Below are 22,065 nucleotides of genomic sequence, written 5' to 3' on the forward strand. Positions count from 1 at the left end.
TAGTTTAATTGTTAATAGTATAAAATATTATTATTACCTTCCTTCCATCCATAAGAAAAAACCGTTCTTTATTCCTTAATAACATGTTACAATTTCTTACACACACAATGAAAAATTCAATACTTATATCACTACACTTATTAATAATATATACCCATGCATGGAGTGAAAAATTTAATAATGAAAATATAAAACCACTACAAATAGGTATCATTCAACACAATTATATAAATTTAACTTCTTATAATCAACATTACAAATATTACGCTTTCATTGGAATAACCATAACTTACAATGAATGGATTGATTTCAATATCATCCCCATTCACTTTTATCCATACGATCCAACTTCATTCTCAAATGTCTATTTTACTCTATCTATTTCTCTTTATATATTGAAATATCAAATACACATATATTCTTTCATTATCAATATCTTAGTAGGTACTCAATTACCTATAGCCCTTAGAACTTCCATTATTACTGGTAATAATATCTCTGCTTTTCTTTTCCCTGTATTACCTTTTGTCTCTGTTAAACTTAACATTCCAATTAATAATTTATTCTCTATCCTCTCTACATTTTCTTCTTCTCTACGTGAGTATTTTTTAGTCGATATAGCTATTACCTTTCCTATCTAATCATAACAATACTGATTATTGTTAATAAGAATTTCCTTTATACAAAATTAAAAATATTCATTCTTCTACATTAAGTTTCTTAAACCCTTCTGGAATAAGCACAACATCAATACCTGAATTTAGTGATTTCTTAATCGCATGCCCCAAACTAAAATTATTTACAATTGCACCCATATCATATGCATCTGTCATGATAATACTAAAGATATTCAGATTATGTCTTATAATATCTACAATATCTTTTGACATACTACTTACATCTCCGGAAATCTTAGGAACAAGTACATGCCCAAGCATAATAAATTTTGCTTCCTTTCCAAAAAGAAATGGTATAAAATTATTTACCATTAAAAAATTTTTACTATAAGGTAATAAGGCTAAATCTTTATGGGTATCTACTTTTGTGCCTCCAAGTCCAGGAAAGTGTTTAACCACAGCAAACACACCTTCCCTTTGTATCCCATCAATAAATGCCTCTACCATAAGACCAATATTATAAGATGAATACCCAAAAGTTCTGCTACCTAAAGGGCTCTTTGGAGAAAATTTAGCATCTGCTACAGGTGCCATATTTACATTAATACCAAGTCGTCTAAGCTGTTTCCCAAGAATTTCACCAATCTTATATGCAAGCTGAGAATCTCCGGTCTTTCCAACAGATTCCATAGCAGGAAAATTATAAACTCCCAATTTTTTATTCTCACTAGCTCTACTAACTAGTCCTCCTTCTTCATCAACAGCAATCAATATGTCAGAACCAAGATGTCTCTTTATCTCTTCAATCAACTCTTTAGTTTGTTGTGCATCCTTAAAATTTTCTCTAAATAAAATAATTCCTACTGGATTTATCTCTCTTAGTTTATCAAGGTCTTCTTTACTTAGTGCTTGCACAGCACTAGGATTAGCAACATTCCTAATGCCAATAAAAAAACAACGTCCCCTCAAAATGTTATTAACATTAACTCTTCCTAAAAATTCATCAATATCTACAAGATCAAATTTATCATTTTCAAAATAATCATAATCTATATCAGGAATGGAGCCTAGTAAAACCAAACTAGACAACAAAAGACCAAATAACACAAATCTAAACATCCCACTTACCTTGCCTAAATACCAAATCATATTTATTCTTCAATGCATTATTAAGAGCATAATTTAAATATCTAGCAATATCAGAAATAGTACCCGAAATTTTATCATTCATGTAATTACTCATAATAAGCGTATTAACAAATAATTTTGCAGGAAGAAACCTATCTTCTCTATTGACCTCAAAAATTAATGGATTATCTAATATTCTTATAACTTCCCAAGTTATTTGCTCAATTGCAGTATATCTACCAATCTCTTTATCCTGTTCAATAATTCTCATAGGCATATCTGATATTATTTTATCCATATTTTCTATCAAATATTCTAAATTAAAAAGACCTGTAGCACAATTAAACAAAATCCTATCACCTCTACATTCAGCTTTAAGTACAGCTTCTTTAGAAATAACACTACCAATATCAACACATGTTAAATTATTATCATCATCCAAGACTAAAACCCCACCCTTTGTATCTAGTGGGGTTTTAATACTAAATTCAAAGCCAGAAGAACTATTAGTTATAGCCATTATGGCAAGAGTCTGTAAATTAACAGTAAAACCAATATTATCAACATTACCAATGTACACAAATTTTTTTCCAGAATTATAAAGTTTTAAATAAATATCTCTTAAAACTTTAAAATTTTGACCATGACCAGCGGGTAAAGCCAAAAAAGTTCTCTTGCCATTACTACAATAGCTAAAATATTCATATTGACCATCATCTAATTTATTATAACAATAAACCAAAGGCTGAATCGCTGTCAAAATATCTGCCCTTTGAAAACCACAAGAATTCAAATCTTTAATCAAATTATCATCAAAAATATTATCTAAAAATTTAGAAATCGGTTTATAAGTCTTAAAACTTGTCATCTGAAAAATCGAAGGCTTAACACTCTTACCATAAATCTCACAATATCTCTTAGAAAGCATTAAAAGATGTCGTATTTTTAATGCTAAAAATGAAAATCCATAACTACCATCCCTATTAACATATGCAGGTGTTATTCCCTTTGGCAAATGCCCAAAAAAACTCCTGGCTTCAAGTATTTTATCTTCATATAAAGAATACAATTCCTCATTAAAATCGTTATTTTTCAGTATATCAAAATAACTAGTCGCAGAACCCCCATTTAAAATACCAAACGAGAGATAAGGATAAAGAAATAACCCTAGTCTCTCCAAATCATCACCAGTAAAAACATAAAAATTACTTTCTGATGAAACCGAAAACTTTGTAAAATCATCAATATATTTTTTCAAATTATGTTCAACAAGTTCCTTTTTAAACTTGAATTTAACAGAATTATTAGCAAGACTTAAAATACTGCCATGACTCTCATCAGGAAAATTCTTAACAGATATGCTTAAAGTTTTAAGTTTATGCATATTAAGCATATCAAGCATTTTTTTAGAAAAATTTTCATCGATTACTTCATACATACCAAAACCTCATTTGAAGACAAGGTAAACAAAAATTAACATATTATAAGAAGCACCATCAATAATGCTTATTGTAATAGAATATGTTACTATAATCATAGTACTATAAATAAAGGCAAATATTAAATTAAAATATACTAATGAAGGGGAAAAGATGCTAAAAAAGTATATATTAAATATGACAAATCTAAGAGACGCTATTAATGAAATGATACTTTCTCCTTCAGGATTTAGAAAGATATTTGCAAAATCAAAAAATGAAAATTCAATAGAATATGAAATCAATGATGACGACAAAATATTGGTTGCTCTTATAACCCTTACAATATCAAATTATTTTAAAGATAAACCAAAAAAATATATCAATGTTGGATTAGATTCAAGAGCAACTGGAATTATAATCTCAGAGATTATAATTAAAACCTTAATTTTAAACAATAACAGTGTAAATTTTTTTGGAATACTCCCAATACCAGAAATCTTAGCTTATACAAAAGAACATCAAAATTCAAAAGGATTTATATACATTTCTGCCAGTCATAATCCTACAGGATATAATGGCATTAAAATTGGATTAAATGATGGAGGCGTGCTAAATTCAAATGAAATAAAGAAAATAATATGTCAGATCAGATCCAACATTGAAAATGAAACTTTAATAAACAATCTAATAACAAGCTTACAAAAGTTTAATACCAATGCTCTGCACTTAAAAACATATGAAGCAATTATCACCTCACAGGCTAGACATAAAACACAATCTTATAACTCATATAAGTCATTAATGCAGCAAATAATATATTCAGACACACATAATCAAAAAAATATTGACATACTAAAAAAAACTATCAAAAAAGAACCTATAGGAATCATAGGAGAGATGAATGGTAGTTCTCGCATTAACTCAATTGATAGGGAAATGATTGAATCTTTGGGAATAAAATTGGAATTTTATAACACAGAAATTGGTATCTTTAAGCATGGGATGACTCCTGAGGGGGCATCTTTAAACATGTGTAAACAAATATTAGAACAAAAATTTAAGAATGACAATTCTTTCAAGTTAGGATATGTCCCTGATTGTGATGGAGACAGAGGCAATTTGGTCGCAATTTTAAAAAAAGAACAAGCAAGTATCATTACACCACAAAAAATATTTGCACTCTCAGTACTCTCAGAGCTTAGCTACCTTTACCATACGGGAATTAAAGACAATTTAGCTGTCGTAGTTAATGATGCAACCTCACTAAACATTGAAAAAATAGCCTCGTTATTTAACAACACAAAAGTTTATAGAGTTGAGGTTGGTGAAGCTAACTTAACAGAAATGGCTGACCTTTTACGTAAAAAAGGATTAATAGTAAAAATTTTGGGAGAAGGATCAAATGGAGGAAATATTACATACCCTTCAAAAGTAAGAGACCCACTAACAACTCTCTTTAGCATCATAAAATTGCTTAAAATTAAAAATCTTTACAAAATATGGTGCTCAATATCTAAGAATTCATATAATGAACACTACACTCTTGAGGATATATTAAAGACAATCAATTTTTATAGCAATGTAGAAGTATCATCAGAAAAAGCCATGCTTAAAATAAAAGTAGAAAATCAAGAAATACTAAAAACCAACTACGAAAAATTATTAGAAAAAGAATTCAACAATAATAATACCGTATTACACAAATTACCAATACATAATTATGAAATTATAAATTATGAGGGTATCAAGCAAAACATCTCTAGAACAGGTGACTCATCAGGGGGGCTTAAAGTTTTATTTAAAAATAATAAACATGAAATAATTGCTAGTTTATGGTTCCGTGGTTCAAAAACAGAACCAATATTTAGAGTATTAAGTGAGGTCATATCTGAACATAATGATTTACTATATCCTCTCTTAGATTTTCATACAGATTTAATACACTCGGCTAACTCTTTAATCTAATTAACATATATAAATGATGACACAAAACTTAAAACAACTTGATTTATTATAGTTAATGATGTGGTACAACCTACGTACTTAGATTATTTTTTAAAATTTTCTCTACATTTTTCCTCACTCCATGCCACGTCTTTGATATCCCCATTAAATTTTTAGCATTTTTTATAACTTCTACTGCAACTTTTCTAGTTTTACTTGTACCTTCAAATATTATTTCATCAATATAACCTTTTTTAGCTTCAAAAAATTTTCTTCTCTCTCTAATTGGTATTAAAAATTGATTTAAAACCTCAAAAAGCCTCTCTTTAACTTCAACATCTCCAATTGTACCCTTCCTATACCTAGTTTTAAACTCACAAAGCTCATCAACATTACTATTAAAAAGGTCATGATAAATAAAAACAGGGTTACCATCAACTTCTCCTGGTATATCTGCTCTCACCCTTTTCGGATCTGTAAACATAGACATAACTTTCTTACGCAATGATTTTTCATCATCACTTAAAAATATCGCATTACCAAGACTTTTACTCATCTTAGCCTTGCCATAAATTCCCACAAGAGTCTGAGAATCTGTAAAGACAGCTTCAGGAATTGGAAAAAAATCTCCATAAAGATAATTAAATTTCCTAGCAAGTTCTCTTGTAAGTTCAACATGAGCCTCATTATCACGTCCAACTGGAACTAAATTAGCCTTTGTCATCAAAATATCCGCACTCATAAGAACAGGATAACCCAAAAGTCCATAAGGAACCTCAGATAGTTCAGCAGCAGCACTCATATCCTTTATACTAGGAATCCTTTGCAAACGATTAACCATCACAATCATTGACAATATTAAATTTAATTCTAAAAGCTCAGGTATAGCTGATTGCAAATAGATATTAACTTTTTCAGGATTAATCCCACAAGCCAAATAATCCAAAACCATTTCTCTAACATTAACAGATATTTCATTAATGCTTTTTAAATCTGGTTTTGTAGTAAGAGTATGCAAATCTGCTATAATAATATAAGTCTCATATTCCTCCTGATACTTTAATCTATTAACAATAGACCCGATATAATGCCCTAAATGAAGAGAACCTGTAGGTCTATCTCCTGTAAGCATAACTTTTCTATGCAAACTTAACGCTCCTTATTATTATCAACACTTAAGATCTTTGAACCACTTAAAAACACAGAAAAAGGTTTTAAACACGCTATATTATCTACTATTACTTTTATAATTACTGTAAAAGGATAGGCTATTAAAAGTCCCACAATGCCCCAAAGCCATCCCCAAAAGAAAAGAAAACAAAGCAGCAAAAAAGGAGAAAGATCAAGTCTATGTCCTTGCATCTTAGGCTCAAGAATATTCCCAATCAACATTTGAACAAATGTATTATATATAAATATATAAAAAACTAAATTTAAATTAGGATAAAACTGTACTAAAGCAGCTATCATAATAAAAAAAACTGCCAAAATTGAACCTATACTTGGAATAAAATTAAAAACAAATGTAAGCACGGCCCATACACGAGGAAAATCTTGTCCAAACAACTTTAAACCTATAAACACTAAAAACCCTGTAAGAAAACTAACAAAGAGCTTTATTCCCAGATACTTACTAATTTGACTATTTATTGTACTTAAAGCCTCAATAAATATACTCGAAACAGATTGTTTAAAAGCATTTTTAACTTTTATATCAAAAATGTGTATTTCTGATAGTAAAAAATACAACAATAAAAATAACACAACCAAACTGCTTGCAAATCCAATAATCTCATTAGATATCCGAGTTAAAAAAGGATAAATATATTTAGAAAAATCTATATTGCTAATAATAGAACTATCTAACTTATATTTTTCAAGAATATCTACCATAATAAAAATTAACTGCTTCTGATAATAAGGTAATTGATCAATTAAGACAGTAACACTATAATAAACAAAACTAAAAACCAAATAAGAAAATAAAAAAAGAACAAAAAAAATTATAAAAACTATTAAAACTCTTGGAATCTTTAGTTTTTTAAGAAAAGTATAAATGGGATATACCAAAAACCCAAGAACCACTGCAATAGCTAAAGGTTTAAATATTGTTTGTGCTATTTTTAAAATAGCAATTAACATTACAATCAAAGCTACAACATAAAACACAGACTGTAATTTAACAAACTTTAATCTATCAGTTGGTTTTAGCTCTAAAGACATCTCACTTCTCCTTCAATATATCTTAATAATTATGAAAAATACTTAAAAACAGAGTCAAGACTCACTCACGAACATTTGTCAAAATTTAAAATCAATTCATATATTTAAATGAATCTTTTCCATTATCCAATTATATAACTTAGTTCCCTTACTATAATTAGCTTCCGCTAAATCCCCTACTCTTTTCTCTTTAACCAGCCTCTTAGCATTTTCATCATTTCCATGATAAACCGTCAATGTATTTTTATAATGATTTAAACTGTTATTCAAAATTTCAAAGGCTGGAATATCATTAAAACCATCTGCAATATAAAACATATTTTCAAAAGGAATCTCTCTTCTACCTTTAGGAATCCTCTTATTAATTTTATCATAAGATCCCTTATTTAGCTCAAAAATTACCCGGGTTTTTATTGTATGATCTACAAAATAACATACGCTACTTAAAACAACATTTCCTGAAAACTTATTATCTAAATTCTGATAAAAAGGCATAAGGTATGTGTCTATAAATTCACAAGCCCAAACCTTAGTAACATATGGAGCAATACTACTGCCCAAAATCATCTGCCTAAAACCACTTGAAACAATATAAATATTTATCACAGTATCTGATTTCTTTAAACTTCGATTTATTTCATCGATTTCTTTAAACAAAGAAAGAACTCCTTCAAAAAATCTCAATTTTGAGCCCAATTCAAATAATATTTTATTATTTAAGCCTTTAAAAATACCTTCCTTGACATATGTTAAAAAATGTGACAAATATATCATTTCATTAGCAATGATATTAAAATGATTTTTGTTATAAGTAATAGATAATTTTTTAACTTCATCCCAAAATAAACTAGCATCAACATTATACTCATCAAAAAGTACCTGTTGCATATTACCATAAATTAAAGTGTCATCAAAATCAAATATCAAAGCTATAATCTTTTCTTTTTTACCCATAAACAAAAAATAAATTTAAATTAACATTAACTTGTATTACAATATATATAACTATAAATATATTGAATAAAAATGATTATGATAGATATAAATAGTATAAATCAAATAAAAGATATTTTCTCTAAAGTATTAGATGTAACTTTAATCAGCATTTTAGTTTATTATATCTATAAAAATGTCATTAATTCTTATTCTGTAAATTTACTAAAAGGAATGATCATCATTACATCCATTGGTATCGTGTCTTATTATTTCAACTTATACACAATAAATTGGCTATTAAATTACATAGCAAACATATTGCCAATTGCAATGCTTATACTATTTCATCAAGAAATAAAAAAAATAATTATGCAAATTGGAAATTTTAATTTATCTTTTAAACTTGCAAACAACAAAGAAGAAACTACCAAAACTATTATTGAGATAATAAAAACAGTTAAGCATTTATCAGAAAATAAATCTGGTAGCTTAATCTGCATAGAAAAAAAAATACAATTAGATCAAATAATAAATAAAGGCATAAAATTAGATTCCATTGTATCTAATGAAATACTAATATCAATTTTTGATTATGAAACACCTTTACATGATGGAGCAGTCATAATTAGCAATAATAAAATAGTTTATGCTGGTTCTTTTCTACCACTATCTAATGTCGAATCTATCAGCAAAACCTTTGGAACAAGACACAGAGCAGGGCTTGGAATTTCTGAAAATTCAGATGCAATAACAATAATAACATCTGAAGAAACTGGTTCTATTTCTCTCACACAAAATGGAAAATTAGAATATAATTTAAGCTTAAATGAAATCAAAAAAAAATTAAATCTTGCATTAATAGAATGAATAATGATTATAACTAAAAAATTTATGAATATAATAAAATTATTATTTGAAGATTGGCAAAATAAAGCTATTTCTATCCTAATAGCCATTATTATGTTCACGACATCTTACTTTAATAGTATAGAATCAATCACAATAGAAAAAAAATTTAATATTTTATTAGAAGATGAAGTTACATTAGGCAAAATACCTGATTTTAATAAAATGTTACTTACAGTCAAAATCAATAAAAAAGACTTAAAATATTTAGACCTTGACCGAATAACCTTATTAGTTGAAGCTAATAACATCAAAGAAGCCGGGGAATATGAACTGCCAATAAAGATCAAAAACTTTAATTCCATACCTATTGTTGAATATAAGCTTTCAAAAAATAAAATTATACTAAACCTTGATAAAAAAATCTCAAAATTAGTCAAAGTTGAACCCAAATTTAAATTACTTGAAAAAGAGGGTAAAGGAGAATATTTCATTGCCAAATATAATATAGTACCCGAAAAATTAAAAATACATGGTCCTGAAAAAGTAATCAAGACAATAAACTCAATCAAAACCAAAATAAAAGAATTCGATATAAATACTGTATTTATTTCAGAACATTTGGAAGTAATTTCTCCAAACCCACTAATAACGCTTGACAAAAATCACGTAATAGTCAACATTACACTAGGTAAAAAATACATACATACAACAATAAAAAACCCCAATTTAATTTTCAATAACCTAAAAAATGGACTGGAAATAAAAAATAAAGAAAAAATCTTAGACCCAGAAAATGAGATGTTTATTAAGATAAGAAGCGGACTCTCAGAAAAGATAATTAAAATGCATATAGCTAACAAAAATATTAATCTCAATCTTGATTTAAGTCAAATTGCAACTCCTGGAATTTATAATATTAACACAGATATAATACTTAAAAATAATACTCATGGCATAGAAGTGTATGAATATGAACCCAAAACAATAAAGATTGAAGTAATCTCAACAGAGCAATAAAATGACGAAATCAATAGGATGTGATATAATAAAAGTTACAAGATTTAATAGTTTTTTACAAAATAGAAAAAAATTAGAAAGATTTTTTACACAAAGAGAAATTGAAAATTCAGAAATGAAAGGAAAAGGGGTTTTAGAAAGTCTAGCTGGCAAGTTTTCAGCAAAAGAATCATTAATCAAAGCGCTAAGCCCACTAATAAATATCAAAATAAAATATTCACTTAAAGATATTGAAATTATAAGCTTACCAAAAGGTAACATAATATTCCAATTACACAATGATATTAAAACTTTGATTAACCAAATGAATCTAAAATTATACTTGACAATTTCACATGAAAGGGAGTATGCTATTGCGTTTGTAATAGTAGAGAATTAATTTATGAAAAAAATATCATATTTTACAAAATACGAAATTGAATGTCCTTTATGCAAACACAAATTTAGGAAAGAAGAACTATTAACAGGAAGTAGCAGATTAATAGCTGGAGAGTTAAAAGTTGATTTAAAGAGAGAGTATATAAAAAATGAAAAATATGGCAATATTTATCCCAGGATATATTCAATAACAGTATGTCCCAATTGTTATCTGGCTGCTTTCCCAAATGAGTTCAATGCAATAACACTTATCAACAATAAAATAAAACAAATTCTAATCATCCGTACTGATGAACGCAAAGAAATAAAATCAATTTTTGAAGACAACCTAAACTTTAATGAACCAAGAAGACTTCAAGAAGGAGCTGCTAGTTATATACTTGCCATAATGTGTTATGAACATCTGGATAAAACTCATAATCCAACTTTCAATCAAGCAAAATGTGCAATAAGATCGGCCTGGATCTTTGAAGATCTAGACAAAGAATATCCAAATCAAAACTATAACTATTTGCAAAAAATATTTTATCATAAAGCAGCATATCTTTATAAATTAACAATCGAAAAAGAGCAAAATAATTCAGAACCAATTAACGCTGAAATAGTATTTGGTCCTGATACAGATAAAAATTATGGATATGACAGTGTTCTATACCTCTCAAGTTTACTAGAATATTTTTATGGTAATAAAGAAGATAAACAATACAGATACAATCAATTAGTTGACATAAAAACTCTACTATCTAAAATAACCGGAATGGGAAAATCATCAAAAGAAAAACCTTCAATACTTTTAGATAAAATAAAAGAAGTTTATTTTAAAATTTCAAACGAAATAAAAACTTTTAAATAAATGAAAAAAGTACTTGCAGAAATAACATATGACGGTTCGCTATATTATGGATTTCAAATCCAACCAAAAAAACCAACAATTCAAGGAGAAATTGAAAAAGTATTAGAGAAAATAAGTAAAACAAAGATTAAAATTCATTCAGCAGGCAGAACAGATAAAGGAGTGCATGCAAGAGGACAAATAATATCTTTTTATATAAAAATAAATATTAAGCTTAAAAATCTAAAGACAGCAATCAATTCCCTATTAAAGGACGATATTAGAATAATAAAATTAAAGTACGTAGAAGATAAATTTCAACCTAGATTTGATGCCAAGGGAAGAAAATATAGCTATTACATACTCAACAATGAAAACCACTATCCTTGGGAAGGATATCAGGCTTATTATATAAAGAAAAAATTAAATATTAATAGACTAAATGAAATGGCTGAAATGCTAATTGGTATACACGATTTTACTACCTTTTCATGCATAAGAGACCAAACAAACTCAAAATTGAAAGAAATTTATTCTGCTAGATTTAAGAAAAAAAATAAATTTATAATCTTTGAAATAATAGGCTCCTCATTTTTATGGAAAATGGTAAGATCAATAGTAGGAGCAATGATCGATATAGAGATAAAAAATGAACCTGTTGATACTTTTAAAAAAATTTTAAACTCAAAAAATAGAAAACTTACAAGAAAAACAGCACCTGCTAAAGCTTTATTTTTAGATAAGGTTTTTTATGAATAAAAGCAAATTGCTTAAAAAATTGATACTTCTCAGAAGACTTAAAAACAATATATCAGAAAATATTTATAGCAAACAAGAAGAATTTGAGAAACTTAAAAATCAAATAATCAAAGCTAGAAACATAAAAATTTTAAAACACACAGAACAAAAAGATATAAAAGAAAATAATAGATCAATAAAATCAATAGGATACAAAATAAATAAAAATGACAAAAAAGGTTTATTAATAGTATATATAGATAAAAAATATCTAAATCAAAATGCAAAAATAATAGTAAAAAAATGGTGTGAGAGTATTAAAATATTAAATTACAAAATAATAGATAATCCTAACACTCTAACCTTCGAGATTAACAACCAACAACCTAAAGCAATTCTTGCATGTGAAGAAGTAGCATTATTCTTAAACCAACACTTAAGAATTCAAATTGTGAGAGGATTTGAATTAAACTTTAAAGGAATTCCAATAGTATTTACATATCTCCCTACAAATCAAGTAACAAATCCAGCACTCAAGAAAGAAATCTGGCAAGACTTAAAAATCATAAAAGGTATAATAAAATATGGATAAAAGCTCAAAACACAATTTTTACTATGAAATTGCGTTTAATATTCCCGTAAATAGACTTTTTTTTTATAAGTACAACTTAAAATTAGAAACAGGAATAAGAGTAATAACAAATTTTAATGGAAAAGACACAATTGGAATCATAATTAAAAGATATGCTAAGGAAGAACTTAAGGAAAATTTCAAGTTTGAAATAAAAGATATAATAAAAGTCATTGACGAGAATGCAATAATAATAGAACATAACATCAATCTTGCACACTGGATTAGTCAAAAAACATTTTCTGGTTTTGGAGAAACTCTATTTTGTGGGTTACCTAAAATTTCAACTTCAAATAAAGAAATAAAAAATAATGACAATAAAAATTTAAGCTATAAACTAGCCATTCAATTAAATGAAGAACAAAATAATATTTATAAAGAAATTATTGAATCAAACATACAAAATACATTTTACTTATTTGGTGTCCCCGGCTCTGGAAAAACAGAAATATTTATCAAACTATGCGAAAACTATTTAGAACAAAAAAAACAAATAATTTTCTTAATTCCCGAAATTTCTCTGGGCTATCAAATAATTAAAAGGATCAAATCAAATCTAAGAACAAATAAAGTCTATGAATATAACTCAAAAGTATCAAATTCAACGAAAACCTTAATATGGCATAAAGTCAAGAATGGAGAAAATTTAATTATAATTGGTGTTAAGAGCGCATTAATGTTGCCATTTAAGAATTTAGGGTTAATAATAATGGATGAAGAACATGAATACACATATAAATCTGAAAACACTCCAAGATTTCATTCAAGACACATAGGATTTTTTCTACAAAGCACATTTAATGCCAAATTTGTAATGGGAAGTGCAACGCCATCACTTGAAGCATATCTTGCTATGGAAAATAATCAGATAAAAAAAATGGTTTTAAAAAATAAATTTTTTGACAGAACATTTAAAGAACTTAAAATAATAGATATGAAAAAAGAACGCCAAATAATATCTTCAGAATTGCTTTACAGTATACAAAAAAGTTTAATTGATAAAAGACAAGCACTAATATTTATCAATAAAAGAGGATATTCAAAAACACTTGAATGCAGGATCTGTGGATATATAATTTACTGTCCACATTGTTCTTTCAATTTAATTTACCATAAAAGCGAAAATAAGCTCATCTGTCATTACTGTAATTACAAAACAAACATAATAAACAATTGTCCTAATTGCAACTCACAAGACATCATATACAAAACATATGGGATTCAATTTATTGAAACAGAATTAAAAAAATTCTTGCCGAATGCAAGAATAGCAAGAACAGACTCCGATCTTAATAAAAAAGAAATTATTCAATCAATAAATGCATTTGAAAATGGACAATTAGATATCTTAATTGGAACACAAATCATTGCAAAAGGTTTTAATTTTAAACAGATTAAAACACTAGGTATCATTAATGCAGATATTGGAATGGGTTTACCTGATTTTAGAAGCAGTGAAAGAATTTTTGCAATAATTTCACAAGTACTAGGCAGAGCTGCAAGATTCCAAAGTGATAACACAATTATTATTCAAACAAAAAATCCGGACTATTATCCTATAAAATACGCATATGAGGGTAAATATGAAGAATTTTATAAAGAAGAAATAAAAATCCGAAAAGAATTAAATTACCCTCCTTTTAAAAAAATTATTAGAATAGTAGTTAGAAGCAAAAAACAAGAAGCTGCTAGACATAAATGTTTAGAATTTTTTGAAATATCTAAAGAGTTATTAAATGATAAGATCGAATATCTAGGCCCATCAAAAGCACCCATGTCAAAAATATCCAAATACTATAGGTATAATATAATATATTTATCAAAATCATTCAATTTACTTGAAAAGCTAATACGTCACACAAAAGAAAAAATAAAATTAACAAGAGATACGTACATTGAAATAGATTATTACCCAATTTCATTGCTTTAAAAAAACCCTGAACTCTCTTGCCCAAGAGTCTTTAAGAAAGATGAAAGAACATAAAGAGCTTTATCATTATGTCCTCCTTCAGGAATAATAAGGTCAGCATATTCCTTAGTAGGTTCAATAAACCTATAATATCCTGCCCTAGTAGTACTTAAATACTGTTCAATAACGGATTCCAATGTACGCCCCCTCTTAGATATATCTCGTTCAAGTCTCCTAATAAATCTAATATCATTAGGCGTATCAATATATATCTTTAAATCTATCAAATTGCGCACTCTCTCTTCAACAAAAATCATAATACCTTCAACAATAACAACAGGGGTTGGAACTATTTCAACGGTTTCATCTTTTCTTTTATGATTAACAAAATCATAAAGAGGCATATGAATTAACTTATTTTCTTTTAGTTTTTTTAAGTGCTCATAAAACAAATTGTTATCAAAAGCATCTGGATGATCAAAATTAACATCTAAAAACTCATATTCATAATCACCGACACTTTTATAATAATTATCTTGCGATATAAGAACAAATTCAGGAATAACTTCACTAATTTTATTAACAACTGTAGTTTTTCCACTCCCAGATCCACCTGTTATTCCGATAATCTTAACCATTAACCTCTTCTTTAGAACTAGGCAATTTAGGCATATTTTTTAAAGTTCCTGCAACAAATACATTATTAAAACCTAATCCTTTTAAAATTTTCTTAGCTTCAATAGACTTGTTAAAACTTTTACCATAAATTATTATTTGGGTTTCAACATTACCTAACTTATCTTTTTTAGCAAACAAATCCTTAAAAGGAATATTGATTGATTTTACATAATGAGATTTACTATATTCTTTAGGGGATCTAATATCTAATATTTTTGCACCATTTTTAATTTTTTCCAGTAAAACCAAGTTAGTTCTTTTCATCTTTAAAACAATAAAGAACCAAATATAAAAAAATAGAAAAACTATTAAACATATAAGCTTTATATAACTAACCATCATATCTTTTATAAAACAATAATATCAAAAAAAAAGAAATAAATGCAATCAAATTGAATTGTTTTTTAGTAAAATTAATATAAAATTCAAGTAAATCAATGATTTTATGCTAAAGAGTAAGTAACAAAAAAATGAAAAAAAAAAGGAATAAATGGACTAGAATAAAACAAAAAATTAAATTCATTATATTAAAAATACTGAGAAAACAGCTAAAGAATATCCTCAAAGATCCAAAATTAATACTAATTAGCACATTGCAAATAACAACTGGTTCACTCTTAATGGCAATATCCACAAACATTTTATACATACCACACGGACTTTTAAGTGGTGGCATTGCAGGAATTGCACTTATGCTGCATTACCTCTTAAACTTTAATCTAGGACTTACAATATTCATATTAAACATTCCATTATTCATTATTGGAATCAAGTTCTTAAATATAACATTTGTAATTCAAAGCTGGATCGCAATGGCTTTATACTCACTAATAGTCAACTATTCACAATTTTTACAATACAAAATGCAAATAAACGATATGATACTTGTATCAATTTTAGCAGGTCTCATATCAGGTCTTGGACTTGGTCTAATCTTTAGAGCAAAGGGATCATCAGGTGGTACAGACATTGTCTCCATGATAATTAAAGAAAAATATTCAATTAGTATTGGAACTACAAATTTCCTCTTTAACCTTGCAGTATTACTAATTGCAGCAGCATTTTTCAATATTGAAATTGCCCTTTACACCTTAATTGCTTCATTTGTAACAGCTATAATGACGGATAAGACAAGTACAGGATTTGGTAATCAAAAAGCAATCCTTATTATCTCAGATAAAGGAAAAGAAATATCTTATTTGCTTACCAATAAATTAAAAGTAGCAGCTACACTACTTGAGGGAAAAGGTGCTTGGGCTGGAAACGATAAAACTATAGTTTTCATAGTAGTTCCTACAATGCGTATGTCCAGAATTAAATATATTTCTCAAAAAGTTGACCCTAACTGCTTTATTACAGTACTCAATACAAATGAAATAACTGGTGGAAAAAAAATTATTGAATCACAAATTACAAATAAATACGATACTACAACTTAAAACTTATCTAAAAACACAATACAATCATTAACAAGCATACTTAACGTTTCTTTATCATAAAATATCGATAAAAAATCAATAAATCTTTGTGGAAATGCTGAAATAAATTTTTTCAAAGGACCTTCTTTAATATTAATTTCAAGTTTGAAAGCATGAAGCATCAAAGATATTTCTTTAAACTCTTTATCCAATCTAGCATAAATACTATCTCCTAATATTGGATGATTTAAATACTTCATATGAACTCTTAATTGATGAGTACGTCCTGTTTTAGGCTTTAGAGCTACCAAGGAATAATTGCCTATATTAGCCAATACTCTATACTCAGTTAATGCCCTCTTTCCCCTATTCTCATGCACGCTGAATCTTTTTCTATCATGTCTATCTCTATCTATAAAAGTCTCAATAATACCAGAATCAATTTTAAAAATGCCTTTAACAACTGCAATATAAACTTTCTTAACAAATCTTTCCTTAAACTGTCTAGACAAGAAATTTAAAGTTTTCAAATTTTTAGCACAAATCATCACACCAGACGTTTCTTTATCTAACCGATGCACAATTCCGGGTCTAATTTTATCCTCCTGAAAATTATCCCTTAAGCCCGAGATATGGTATAAAAGAAAATTTACAACAGTATTCTCCAAGTTAGATATACCAGGATGACTTAAAATACCTTGAGGTTTATCCACAACAATGATATTTATATCTTCATAAAGAATACTAATAGGCAAATTCAAAGGTCTTACATATTCCCTTAAATTAATTTCTTCATTAAACTCTATTAATATTTTATCATCCACAAAAACGGGTCTTGATAATTTTATTGCAACAAAAATACCATCATGATATTTAAAAGCTTTCACCTCTCTTTTCTTAATTTGACTTCTAGTAAAAAGACACAAATCTTCAGACAAATAAATATCCAGTCTTTTAGAATCTTTCCTTACAATAAGCTCTTTTTGAAATTTTTTCATCTAATAACTAAAACAATCAATCAAGGCAATTATTAAAGATATTGCTAACCCAGCTGACGCTGAAATCATAAATTTTTTAAAAGTTTCATCTTTTGAAAGCTCAAAACCACTTGAGAAAGGATATGGAAAATTTTTTCCATCCATATTATTAAAATAATAAGACAAATCAAAACAATACAAACCTACAAATAACGCTATAGGGAAAGTGCCAACACTTATTGCTGAAAACCTAAATAATTTCTTACCCCAATTAGAATTAATAGTTTTTTCTATGTTTAAATCTTTATTTTCTTGAACATCTTTATAAAAAAAATCATCATTAGATTCAAGCCTCACAAAAACTTCACTACCAAAATCAATATTATTTTCGCTGGAGGAAATTTTATCTCGCAGCGAAAATTTATAATTTAAATATTCCAACTCAAATTTAGAATAATCCAAAGAATTTGAATAAAGAATAAAAACATTAAAAAGCAAAAGCAAAAATCTAATCATCAATACTTTAATTTTCCAATTCTAATTTCAATGTTAAAGTAACTTCATCAACAAGCTCGGAAACACCAAAATATTGAATAGGTCCTGGGAAAACATATAGATTATTAACTGCCCATTCTTCACGATTCTTCACAAACTCATTAAAAGGTGCTCCTTTCAAATCAACAAGAGCCTTCTTAATAACGGGTTTAGCAACACCATATCTCTCTTCCATATGCATCATCATTGTTAAAGGCACTCCACCTGCAAGCCATTCAGTAGCATTCTTATTTAAGTTTTTAACACTAGACATATAACCTGTTAAGCCATTTAAAACAAGTATTGCAGCATTATATCCCAAACTATAACAATAATCACTATCAAAATTTGAAGGAGCAACACTTCTACCCTCATAGCCAAAAAAATGATCAATAGGAACAAATTTACCACTATATTCACCAAGCTTTCTCAACTCTTCTAATCTAATATTAACCATTTCCATAAATAGTTTCTCAGTAGGAACTCTTGATACATTAAAGTTCCCATGGGGATCTCTCTCTAAAACAGAATTTACAAGTTCAATTTGAATAAATAAAGGCAAAGATACATACACTTCTCTCATATAACCACTAAGCTTAGAGATAAAATTTTTTCGTATATCTTCAACATTTAAACCCTTAAACTCACTTTTATTACTATCAAATATACTACACAACTCAATCATCAAAGATTTAACTTCGGGAATGAATTCAATAACACCTTCAGGAACTACAACAACACCAAAATCATATCCTTTCAAAGAACGTTTTACTACAACAGAAGTTATGTCTCTTATAAGCTCCGATAAAGTTTTCTTCTTTGCTAAAATTTCTTCAGATATAATGCAGATATTAGGATGTGTCTTTAATGCACACTCAAGAGCAACATGAGATGCACTTCTTCCCATAAGCTTGACAAAATGCCAATATTTCCTAGTTGACATAGCATCACGACATAAATTGCCTATCATTTCAGAATAAGTCTTAGTAGCAGAATCAAATCCAAATGAAATCTGAATATGTGCATTCCTCAAATCAGCATCAATTGTTTTTGGGACACCAATAACTTGAATATCATGATGTTTTTTCTTAAAAAACTCTGCCAATAAAGCCGCATTGGTATTTGAATCATCTCCGCCAATAACAATAAGAGCATTAAGATTATTTTTAAGAACAACTGACAAAACCTGTTCATACTGAGCATCGGTCTCTATTTTAGTTCGACCAGAAGATACAATATCAAACCCTCCTGTATTTCTATAAGAATCTATTAAATCTTGTGTAATCTCAATTTTTTTATCATCTAATAAACCTGAAGGTCCACCTTTGAACCCAAAAATTTCTGAATTCGGATTAGATTTTTTTATCGCATCAAAAATGCCAGCAACAACATTATGCCCTCCAGGAGCAGGTCCACCAGAGAGAATTACTCCTACATTTAAAACCCTTGTAAAATCCACATTTGAAGAACCTTGGGTAAAATTTACAACTGGAAGCCCATAAGTATTTTTAAAAATTTCTCTTAAAGCATCTCTATCTCCAAGGGCCTCTGTTTTTTCACCAAAAACCACACTAATATTTTGAAAATCATTTTCTAAAATTTTCGGCAGTTTTGGAATATATTTATATCTTTCTTTTTGAAAAACTGACATCATATACCTTCTCCTTTCAAGATGTATCTAATTATTATTAAATAAATAGTAAAATAATTAACCATGAATATCTACATATGATTTAAAAATAAAGTAGCATCACCATAAGAGAAAAATTTATAATTCATTTTTACAGCTTCCCTGTAAGCACTAAATACAAAATCCTTACCACCAAATGAAGAGACTAACATTAAAAGAGTTGATTCTGGTGTATGAAAATTTGTAAAAAGCATATCAACAAACTTAAATTCATACCCCTTCCCTGGGTAAATAAAAAGATTAGTTTTTTGCTCACCTCTCACAAATCCTTTTTGCTTATCATAAGCAGATTCTAATGCTCTAAGAGTAGTAGTTCCAATAGCCAAAATCTTCTTACCTAAAGCCTTTGCCTCCTCAAGTCTAAGCGCTACAGAATTTTTTATTGAAAAACTTTCAAAATGCATTTTATGTTCCTCTATTGTCTTAGTTCTTACAGGAAGAAAAGTACCAAGCCCAACATGAAGTGTAATAAAATCGTATTCAATATTATTTTCATCCAATTTAGAAAACAGTTCCTCACTAAAATGTAATCCCGCTGTAGCTGATGCTGATGAACCAATATACTTTGAATAAATCGTTCGATAACGCTCCTCATCCTCTCTATCATAGTTTCTCTTAATATAAGGTGGCAAAGGAATAAGTCCATGCTGTTCAAAATAAGACTCATTCACACACTTATTAAATTTAATTATAAATTCATTACCTGTCTTTGAAATTATTTGAGCCAATAAACCTTGAGGAAACATATAGACTGTGCCAATATTCTGTTTTTTAGCCTTAGAAATTAAAGATGTAAATTTATCCCCTGCCAATCTATCTAGAATTAAAAACTCAATACTACCTCCATGCTCCGTTTTGGCATATATTCTCGATTTCCTAACCCTTGAATCATTAAACACTAAAAAAGTATTGCTATTAATGTACTTAAAAATATCGTTTATTGAATCATTATGATAAATTTTCTGATTTCCAGAATCTAGCACCATTAATCTTGACAAGCCTCTTTGCTCACTTGGATACTGTGCTATTAACTTACATGGTAGATTAAAATAAAATTCTTTAGTATCCATTTTTTCCACTATTTAAGTCATCATGATTATTTTTATTCAAATTTAGATGAAAATATGCAAAATCAGTAGCCTTGCGTCCTCTGCTAGTTCTCTCAATTAGACCCTTTAAAATAAGATAGGGTTCGTAAAAATCCTCAAGAGAATCTGCTGTCTCGCCAACAGAAATTGCTAAAGTTTCAACACCAACAGGTCCACCTTTAAATTTCAGTATTAAACTCCTTAAAATATTTCTATCTTGTTCATCAAGTCCTTTATGATCAATTTTTAACATTTCAAGTCCAGAACTCACAATACCCTCTGTAATCAAGCCATAACCACCAACTTGTGCAAAATCTCTCATCCGTCTTAAAAGCCTATTTGCTACACGAGGAGTTCCTCTTGAACTTTTTGCAAGAAGCCAGGCGGCTTTATTCTCCAATTTAACATTTAAAATAATCGAATTTCTCTGTATTATCTTCACAAGTTCATCTTCATTATAAAGATCAAATCTAAATACAATTCCAAATCTCGCATAAAGCGGTGACGCCACTTTCCCCGGCTTTGTAGTAGCGCCAATTAAAGTGAATTTAGGAATTGGCATTCTTACAGTCCTTGCAGCAGGACCTTGTCCAATTATCCAGTCTATCTTATAATCTTCCATAGCAATATAAAGCATCTCTTCTATTACAGGTTTAAGTCTATGTATCTCATCAATAAATAAAATACTCTTATCATCAAGAGTCGTTAAAATACCAACAATATCTTTTGGCTTATCAAGAGCTGGAGCTGAAGTCATCTTAATTGTAGTATTCATTTCAAAAGCAATAATACTAGCCAGAGTAGTCTTCCCAAGCCCTGGGGGACCACTTAAAAAAACATGATCAAGTGCTTCATTTCTATCTCTAGATGCCTTTATAAAAATATCTAAATTTTCTTTAATATGAGATTGTCTTACAAAATCTTTAAGGGATTTTGGCCTAAGTTCACTCTCATTTCTATCATACAGAAAATTCTTGTCAGAACTTAAAAACTTAGGTCCTCCTCCAAAATCCATCTAATCACCCTCTCTTTAATAAATACTCACTATAAGCCTCTA

General features: G+C 28.1%; 22 protein-coding genes. 10 read left to right on the top strand and 12 right to left on the bottom strand.

The window, feature by feature from the left end; translation table 11 throughout:
• The first annotated feature begins 107 nt into the window (after positions 1-107).
• Entirely contained in the window at positions 108-641 is a 534-nt protein-coding gene (locus bpSLO_RS00005; RefSeq protein ID WP_246989695.1) for a hypothetical protein, read from the top strand.
• A gap of 57 nt (positions 642-698) precedes the next feature.
• On the opposite strand, the gene bpSLO_RS00010 is transcribed toward bpSLO_RS00005, so the two are convergent.
• Both bpSLO_RS00010 and bpSLO_RS00015 read right to left on the bottom strand, forming a co-directional pair.
• The gene (locus tag bpSLO_RS00010; protein WP_025407547.1) at positions 699-1,766 is read right to left on the bottom strand and encodes a glycoside hydrolase family 3 N-terminal domain-containing protein; all 1,068 of its coding nucleotides are present in this window, start codon (positions 1,764-1,766) and stop codon (positions 699-701) included.
• On the bottom strand, positions 1,729-3,183 hold the full coding sequence (locus bpSLO_RS00015; RefSeq protein WP_025407546.1) for a UTP--glucose-1-phosphate uridylyltransferase: 1,455 nt from the start codon (positions 3,181-3,183) through the stop codon (positions 1,729-1,731). The genes bpSLO_RS00010 and bpSLO_RS00015 overlap by 38 nt, the downstream gene beginning before the upstream one ends.
• A gap of 154 nt (positions 3,184-3,337) precedes the next feature.
• Between bpSLO_RS00015 and bpSLO_RS00020 the strand changes: the two genes are divergently transcribed.
• On the top strand, positions 3,338-5,131 hold the full coding sequence (locus tag bpSLO_RS00020; RefSeq protein ID WP_246989698.1) for a phosphoglucomutase: 1,794 nt from the start codon (positions 3,338-3,340) through the stop codon (positions 5,129-5,131).
• 70 nt (positions 5,132-5,201) lie between these two features.
• Here bpSLO_RS00020 and trpS read toward each other — a convergent pair whose 3' ends face one another.
• The 3 genes from trpS to bpSLO_RS00035 all read right to left on the bottom strand — a co-directional run bounded on the left by trpS (position 5,202) and on the right by bpSLO_RS00035 (position 8,287).
• Complete coding sequence (trpS, locus tag bpSLO_RS00025) at positions 5,202-6,257, bottom strand: tryptophan--tRNA ligase (protein ID WP_025407545.1); 1,056 nt, start codon at positions 6,255-6,257, stop codon at positions 5,202-5,204.
• A 2-nt stretch (positions 6,258-6,259) separates the two neighbouring features.
• Positions 6,260-7,333, bottom strand: a complete 1,074-nt coding sequence (locus tag bpSLO_RS00030) for an AI-2E family transporter (protein WP_025407544.1) — start codon at positions 7,331-7,333, stop codon at positions 6,260-6,262.
• A 96-nt stretch (positions 7,334-7,429) separates the two neighbouring features.
• Entirely contained in the window at positions 7,430-8,287 is an 858-nt protein-coding gene (locus bpSLO_RS00035) for an HAD family hydrolase (protein ID WP_025407543.1), read from the bottom strand.
• Positions 8,288-8,365: 78 nt separating this feature from the next.
• Between bpSLO_RS00035 and cdaA the strand changes: the two genes are divergently transcribed.
• Genes cdaA through priA form a run of 7 tightly spaced genes read left to right on the top strand, consistent with a single transcriptional unit; the run spans position 8,366 to position 14,644 of the window.
• Positions 8,366-9,136 carry a diadenylate cyclase CdaA gene (gene cdaA, locus bpSLO_RS00040; RefSeq protein WP_025375067.1) on the top strand — a complete coding sequence of 257 codons (771 nt, stop codon included), beginning with the start codon at positions 8,366-8,368 and terminating at the stop codon, positions 9,134-9,136.
• 3 nt (positions 9,137-9,139) lie between these two features.
• Complete coding sequence (locus tag bpSLO_RS00045; protein WP_025375068.1) at positions 9,140-10,135, top strand: CdaR family protein; 996 nt, start codon at positions 9,140-9,142, stop codon at positions 10,133-10,135.
• A gap of 1 nt (position 10,136) precedes the next feature.
• Positions 10,137-10,514, top strand: coding sequence for a holo-ACP synthase (acpS, locus tag bpSLO_RS00050; RefSeq protein WP_025375069.1), 378 nt, complete (start codon positions 10,137-10,139; stop codon positions 10,512-10,514).
• A 3-nt stretch (positions 10,515-10,517) separates the two neighbouring features.
• Positions 10,518-11,366: a DUF2225 domain-containing protein gene (locus bpSLO_RS00055; protein WP_025375070.1), complete on the top strand. Its 849-nt coding sequence runs from the start codon at positions 10,518-10,520 to the stop codon at positions 11,364-11,366.
• On the top strand, positions 11,367-12,104 hold the full coding sequence (gene truA / locus bpSLO_RS00060) for a tRNA pseudouridine(38-40) synthase TruA (protein ID WP_025375071.1): 738 nt from the start codon (positions 11,367-11,369) through the stop codon (positions 12,102-12,104).
• Positions 12,097-12,675 carry a hypothetical protein gene (locus bpSLO_RS00065; RefSeq protein ID WP_025375072.1) on the top strand — a complete coding sequence of 193 codons (579 nt, stop codon included), beginning with the start codon at positions 12,097-12,099 and terminating at the stop codon, positions 12,673-12,675. The genes truA and bpSLO_RS00065 overlap by 8 nt, the downstream gene beginning before the upstream one ends.
• Positions 12,668-14,644 carry a replication restart helicase PriA gene (gene priA / locus bpSLO_RS00070; protein ID WP_025407542.1) on the top strand — a complete coding sequence of 659 codons (1,977 nt, stop codon included), beginning with the start codon at positions 12,668-12,670 and terminating at the stop codon, positions 14,642-14,644. The genes bpSLO_RS00065 and priA overlap by 8 nt, the downstream gene beginning before the upstream one ends.
• Here the strand turns inward: priA and udk are convergent.
• A complete protein-coding gene (gene udk, locus bpSLO_RS00075; RefSeq protein WP_025375074.1) occupies positions 14,641-15,261 on the bottom strand; it encodes a uridine kinase in 621 nt (206 codons plus the stop codon). The genes priA and udk overlap by 4 nt on opposite strands.
• A complete protein-coding gene (locus bpSLO_RS00080) occupies positions 15,254-15,643 on the bottom strand; it encodes a rhodanese-like domain-containing protein (RefSeq protein WP_025375075.1) in 390 nt (129 codons plus the stop codon). The genes udk and bpSLO_RS00080 overlap by 8 nt, the downstream gene beginning before the upstream one ends.
• Before the next feature lie 128 nt (positions 15,644-15,771).
• Here bpSLO_RS00080 and bpSLO_RS00085 point away from each other — a divergent pair, with 128 nt between their 5' ends.
• Positions 15,772-16,740: a YitT family protein gene (locus bpSLO_RS00085; RefSeq protein ID WP_025375076.1), complete on the top strand. Its 969-nt coding sequence runs from the start codon at positions 15,772-15,774 to the stop codon at positions 16,738-16,740.
• Here the strand turns inward: bpSLO_RS00085 and bpSLO_RS00090 are convergent.
• The 5 genes from bpSLO_RS00090 to ruvB form a co-directional block, all read right to left on the bottom strand.
• Entirely contained in the window at positions 16,737-17,717 is a 981-nt protein-coding gene (locus bpSLO_RS00090) for an RluA family pseudouridine synthase (protein WP_025375077.1), read from the bottom strand. The two genes, bpSLO_RS00085 and bpSLO_RS00090, sit on opposite strands and share 4 nt — an antisense overlap.
• On the bottom strand, positions 17,718-18,215 hold the full coding sequence (locus tag bpSLO_RS00095) for a hypothetical protein (RefSeq protein WP_025375078.1): 498 nt from the start codon (positions 18,213-18,215) through the stop codon (positions 17,718-17,720).
• A gap of 4 nt (positions 18,216-18,219) precedes the next feature.
• Positions 18,220-19,884, bottom strand: a complete 1,665-nt coding sequence (locus bpSLO_RS00100; protein WP_025407541.1) for a diphosphate--fructose-6-phosphate 1-phosphotransferase — start codon at positions 19,882-19,884, stop codon at positions 18,220-18,222.
• Between the two features lie 68 nt (positions 19,885-19,952).
• Positions 19,953-20,990, bottom strand: a complete 1,038-nt coding sequence (queA, locus tag bpSLO_RS00105; RefSeq protein WP_025375080.1) for a tRNA preQ1(34) S-adenosylmethionine ribosyltransferase-isomerase QueA — start codon at positions 20,988-20,990, stop codon at positions 19,953-19,955.
• Entirely contained in the window at positions 20,980-22,023 is a 1,044-nt protein-coding gene (gene ruvB, locus bpSLO_RS00110; protein WP_025375081.1) for a Holliday junction branch migration DNA helicase RuvB, read from the bottom strand. Before ruvB ends, queA begins: the two co-directional genes overlap by 11 nt.
• Between the last annotated feature and the right edge of the window lie 42 nt (positions 22,024-22,065).

The sequence above is a fragment of the Borrelia parkeri genome (assembly GCF_023035815.1).
GTDB lineage: Bacteria > Spirochaetota > Spirochaetia > Borreliales > Borreliaceae > Borrelia > Borrelia parkeri.

Excerpts from the sequence above, each read along its gene's own strand:
- bpSLO_RS00005 (WP_246989695.1), top strand. The coding sequence starts at position 108 with ATGAAAAATTCAATACTTATATCACTACACTTATTAATAATATATACC.
- bpSLO_RS00010 (WP_025407547.1), bottom strand. The coding sequence starts at position 1,766 with ATGATTTGGTATTTAGGCAAGGTAAGTGGGATGTTTAGATTTGTGTTA.
- bpSLO_RS00015 (WP_025407546.1), bottom strand. The coding sequence starts at position 3,183 with ATGTATGAAGTAATCGATGAAAATTTTTCTAAAAAAATGCTTGATATG.
- bpSLO_RS00020 (WP_246989698.1), top strand. The coding sequence starts at position 3,338 with ATGCTAAAAAAGTATATATTAAATATGACAAATCTAAGAGACGCTATT.
- bpSLO_RS00030 (WP_025407544.1), bottom strand. The coding sequence starts at position 7,333 with ATGTCTTTAGAGCTAAAACCAACTGATAGATTAAAGTTTGTTAAATTA.
- bpSLO_RS00035 (WP_025407543.1), bottom strand. The coding sequence starts at position 8,287 with ATGGGTAAAAAAGAAAAGATTATAGCTTTGATATTTGATTTTGATGAC.
- cdaA (WP_025375067.1), top strand. The coding sequence starts at position 8,366 with ATGATAGATATAAATAGTATAAATCAAATAAAAGATATTTTCTCTAAA.
- bpSLO_RS00045 (WP_025375068.1), top strand. The coding sequence starts at position 9,140 with ATGATTATAACTAAAAAATTTATGAATATAATAAAATTATTATTTGAA.
- acpS (WP_025375069.1), top strand. The coding sequence starts at position 10,137 with ATGACGAAATCAATAGGATGTGATATAATAAAAGTTACAAGATTTAAT.
- bpSLO_RS00055 (WP_025375070.1), top strand. The coding sequence starts at position 10,518 with ATGAAAAAAATATCATATTTTACAAAATACGAAATTGAATGTCCTTTA.
- truA (WP_025375071.1), top strand. The coding sequence starts at position 11,367 with ATGAAAAAAGTACTTGCAGAAATAACATATGACGGTTCGCTATATTAT.
- bpSLO_RS00065 (WP_025375072.1), top strand. The coding sequence starts at position 12,097 with ATGAATAAAAGCAAATTGCTTAAAAAATTGATACTTCTCAGAAGACTT.
- priA (WP_025407542.1), top strand. The coding sequence starts at position 12,668 with ATGGATAAAAGCTCAAAACACAATTTTTACTATGAAATTGCGTTTAAT.
- udk (WP_025375074.1), bottom strand. The coding sequence starts at position 15,261 with ATGGTTAAGATTATCGGAATAACAGGTGGATCTGGGAGTGGAAAAACT.
- bpSLO_RS00080 (WP_025375075.1), bottom strand. The coding sequence starts at position 15,643 with ATGATGGTTAGTTATATAAAGCTTATATGTTTAATAGTTTTTCTATTT.
- bpSLO_RS00085 (WP_025375076.1), top strand. The coding sequence starts at position 15,772 with ATGAAAAAAAAAAGGAATAAATGGACTAGAATAAAACAAAAAATTAAA.
- bpSLO_RS00090 (WP_025375077.1), bottom strand. The coding sequence starts at position 17,717 with ATGAAAAAATTTCAAAAAGAGCTTATTGTAAGGAAAGATTCTAAAAGA.
- bpSLO_RS00100 (WP_025407541.1), bottom strand. The coding sequence starts at position 19,884 with ATGATGTCAGTTTTTCAAAAAGAAAGATATAAATATATTCCAAAACTG.
- queA (WP_025375080.1), bottom strand. The coding sequence starts at position 20,990 with ATGGATACTAAAGAATTTTATTTTAATCTACCATGTAAGTTAATAGCA.
- ruvB (WP_025375081.1), bottom strand. The coding sequence starts at position 22,023 with ATGGATTTTGGAGGAGGACCTAAGTTTTTAAGTTCTGACAAGAATTTT.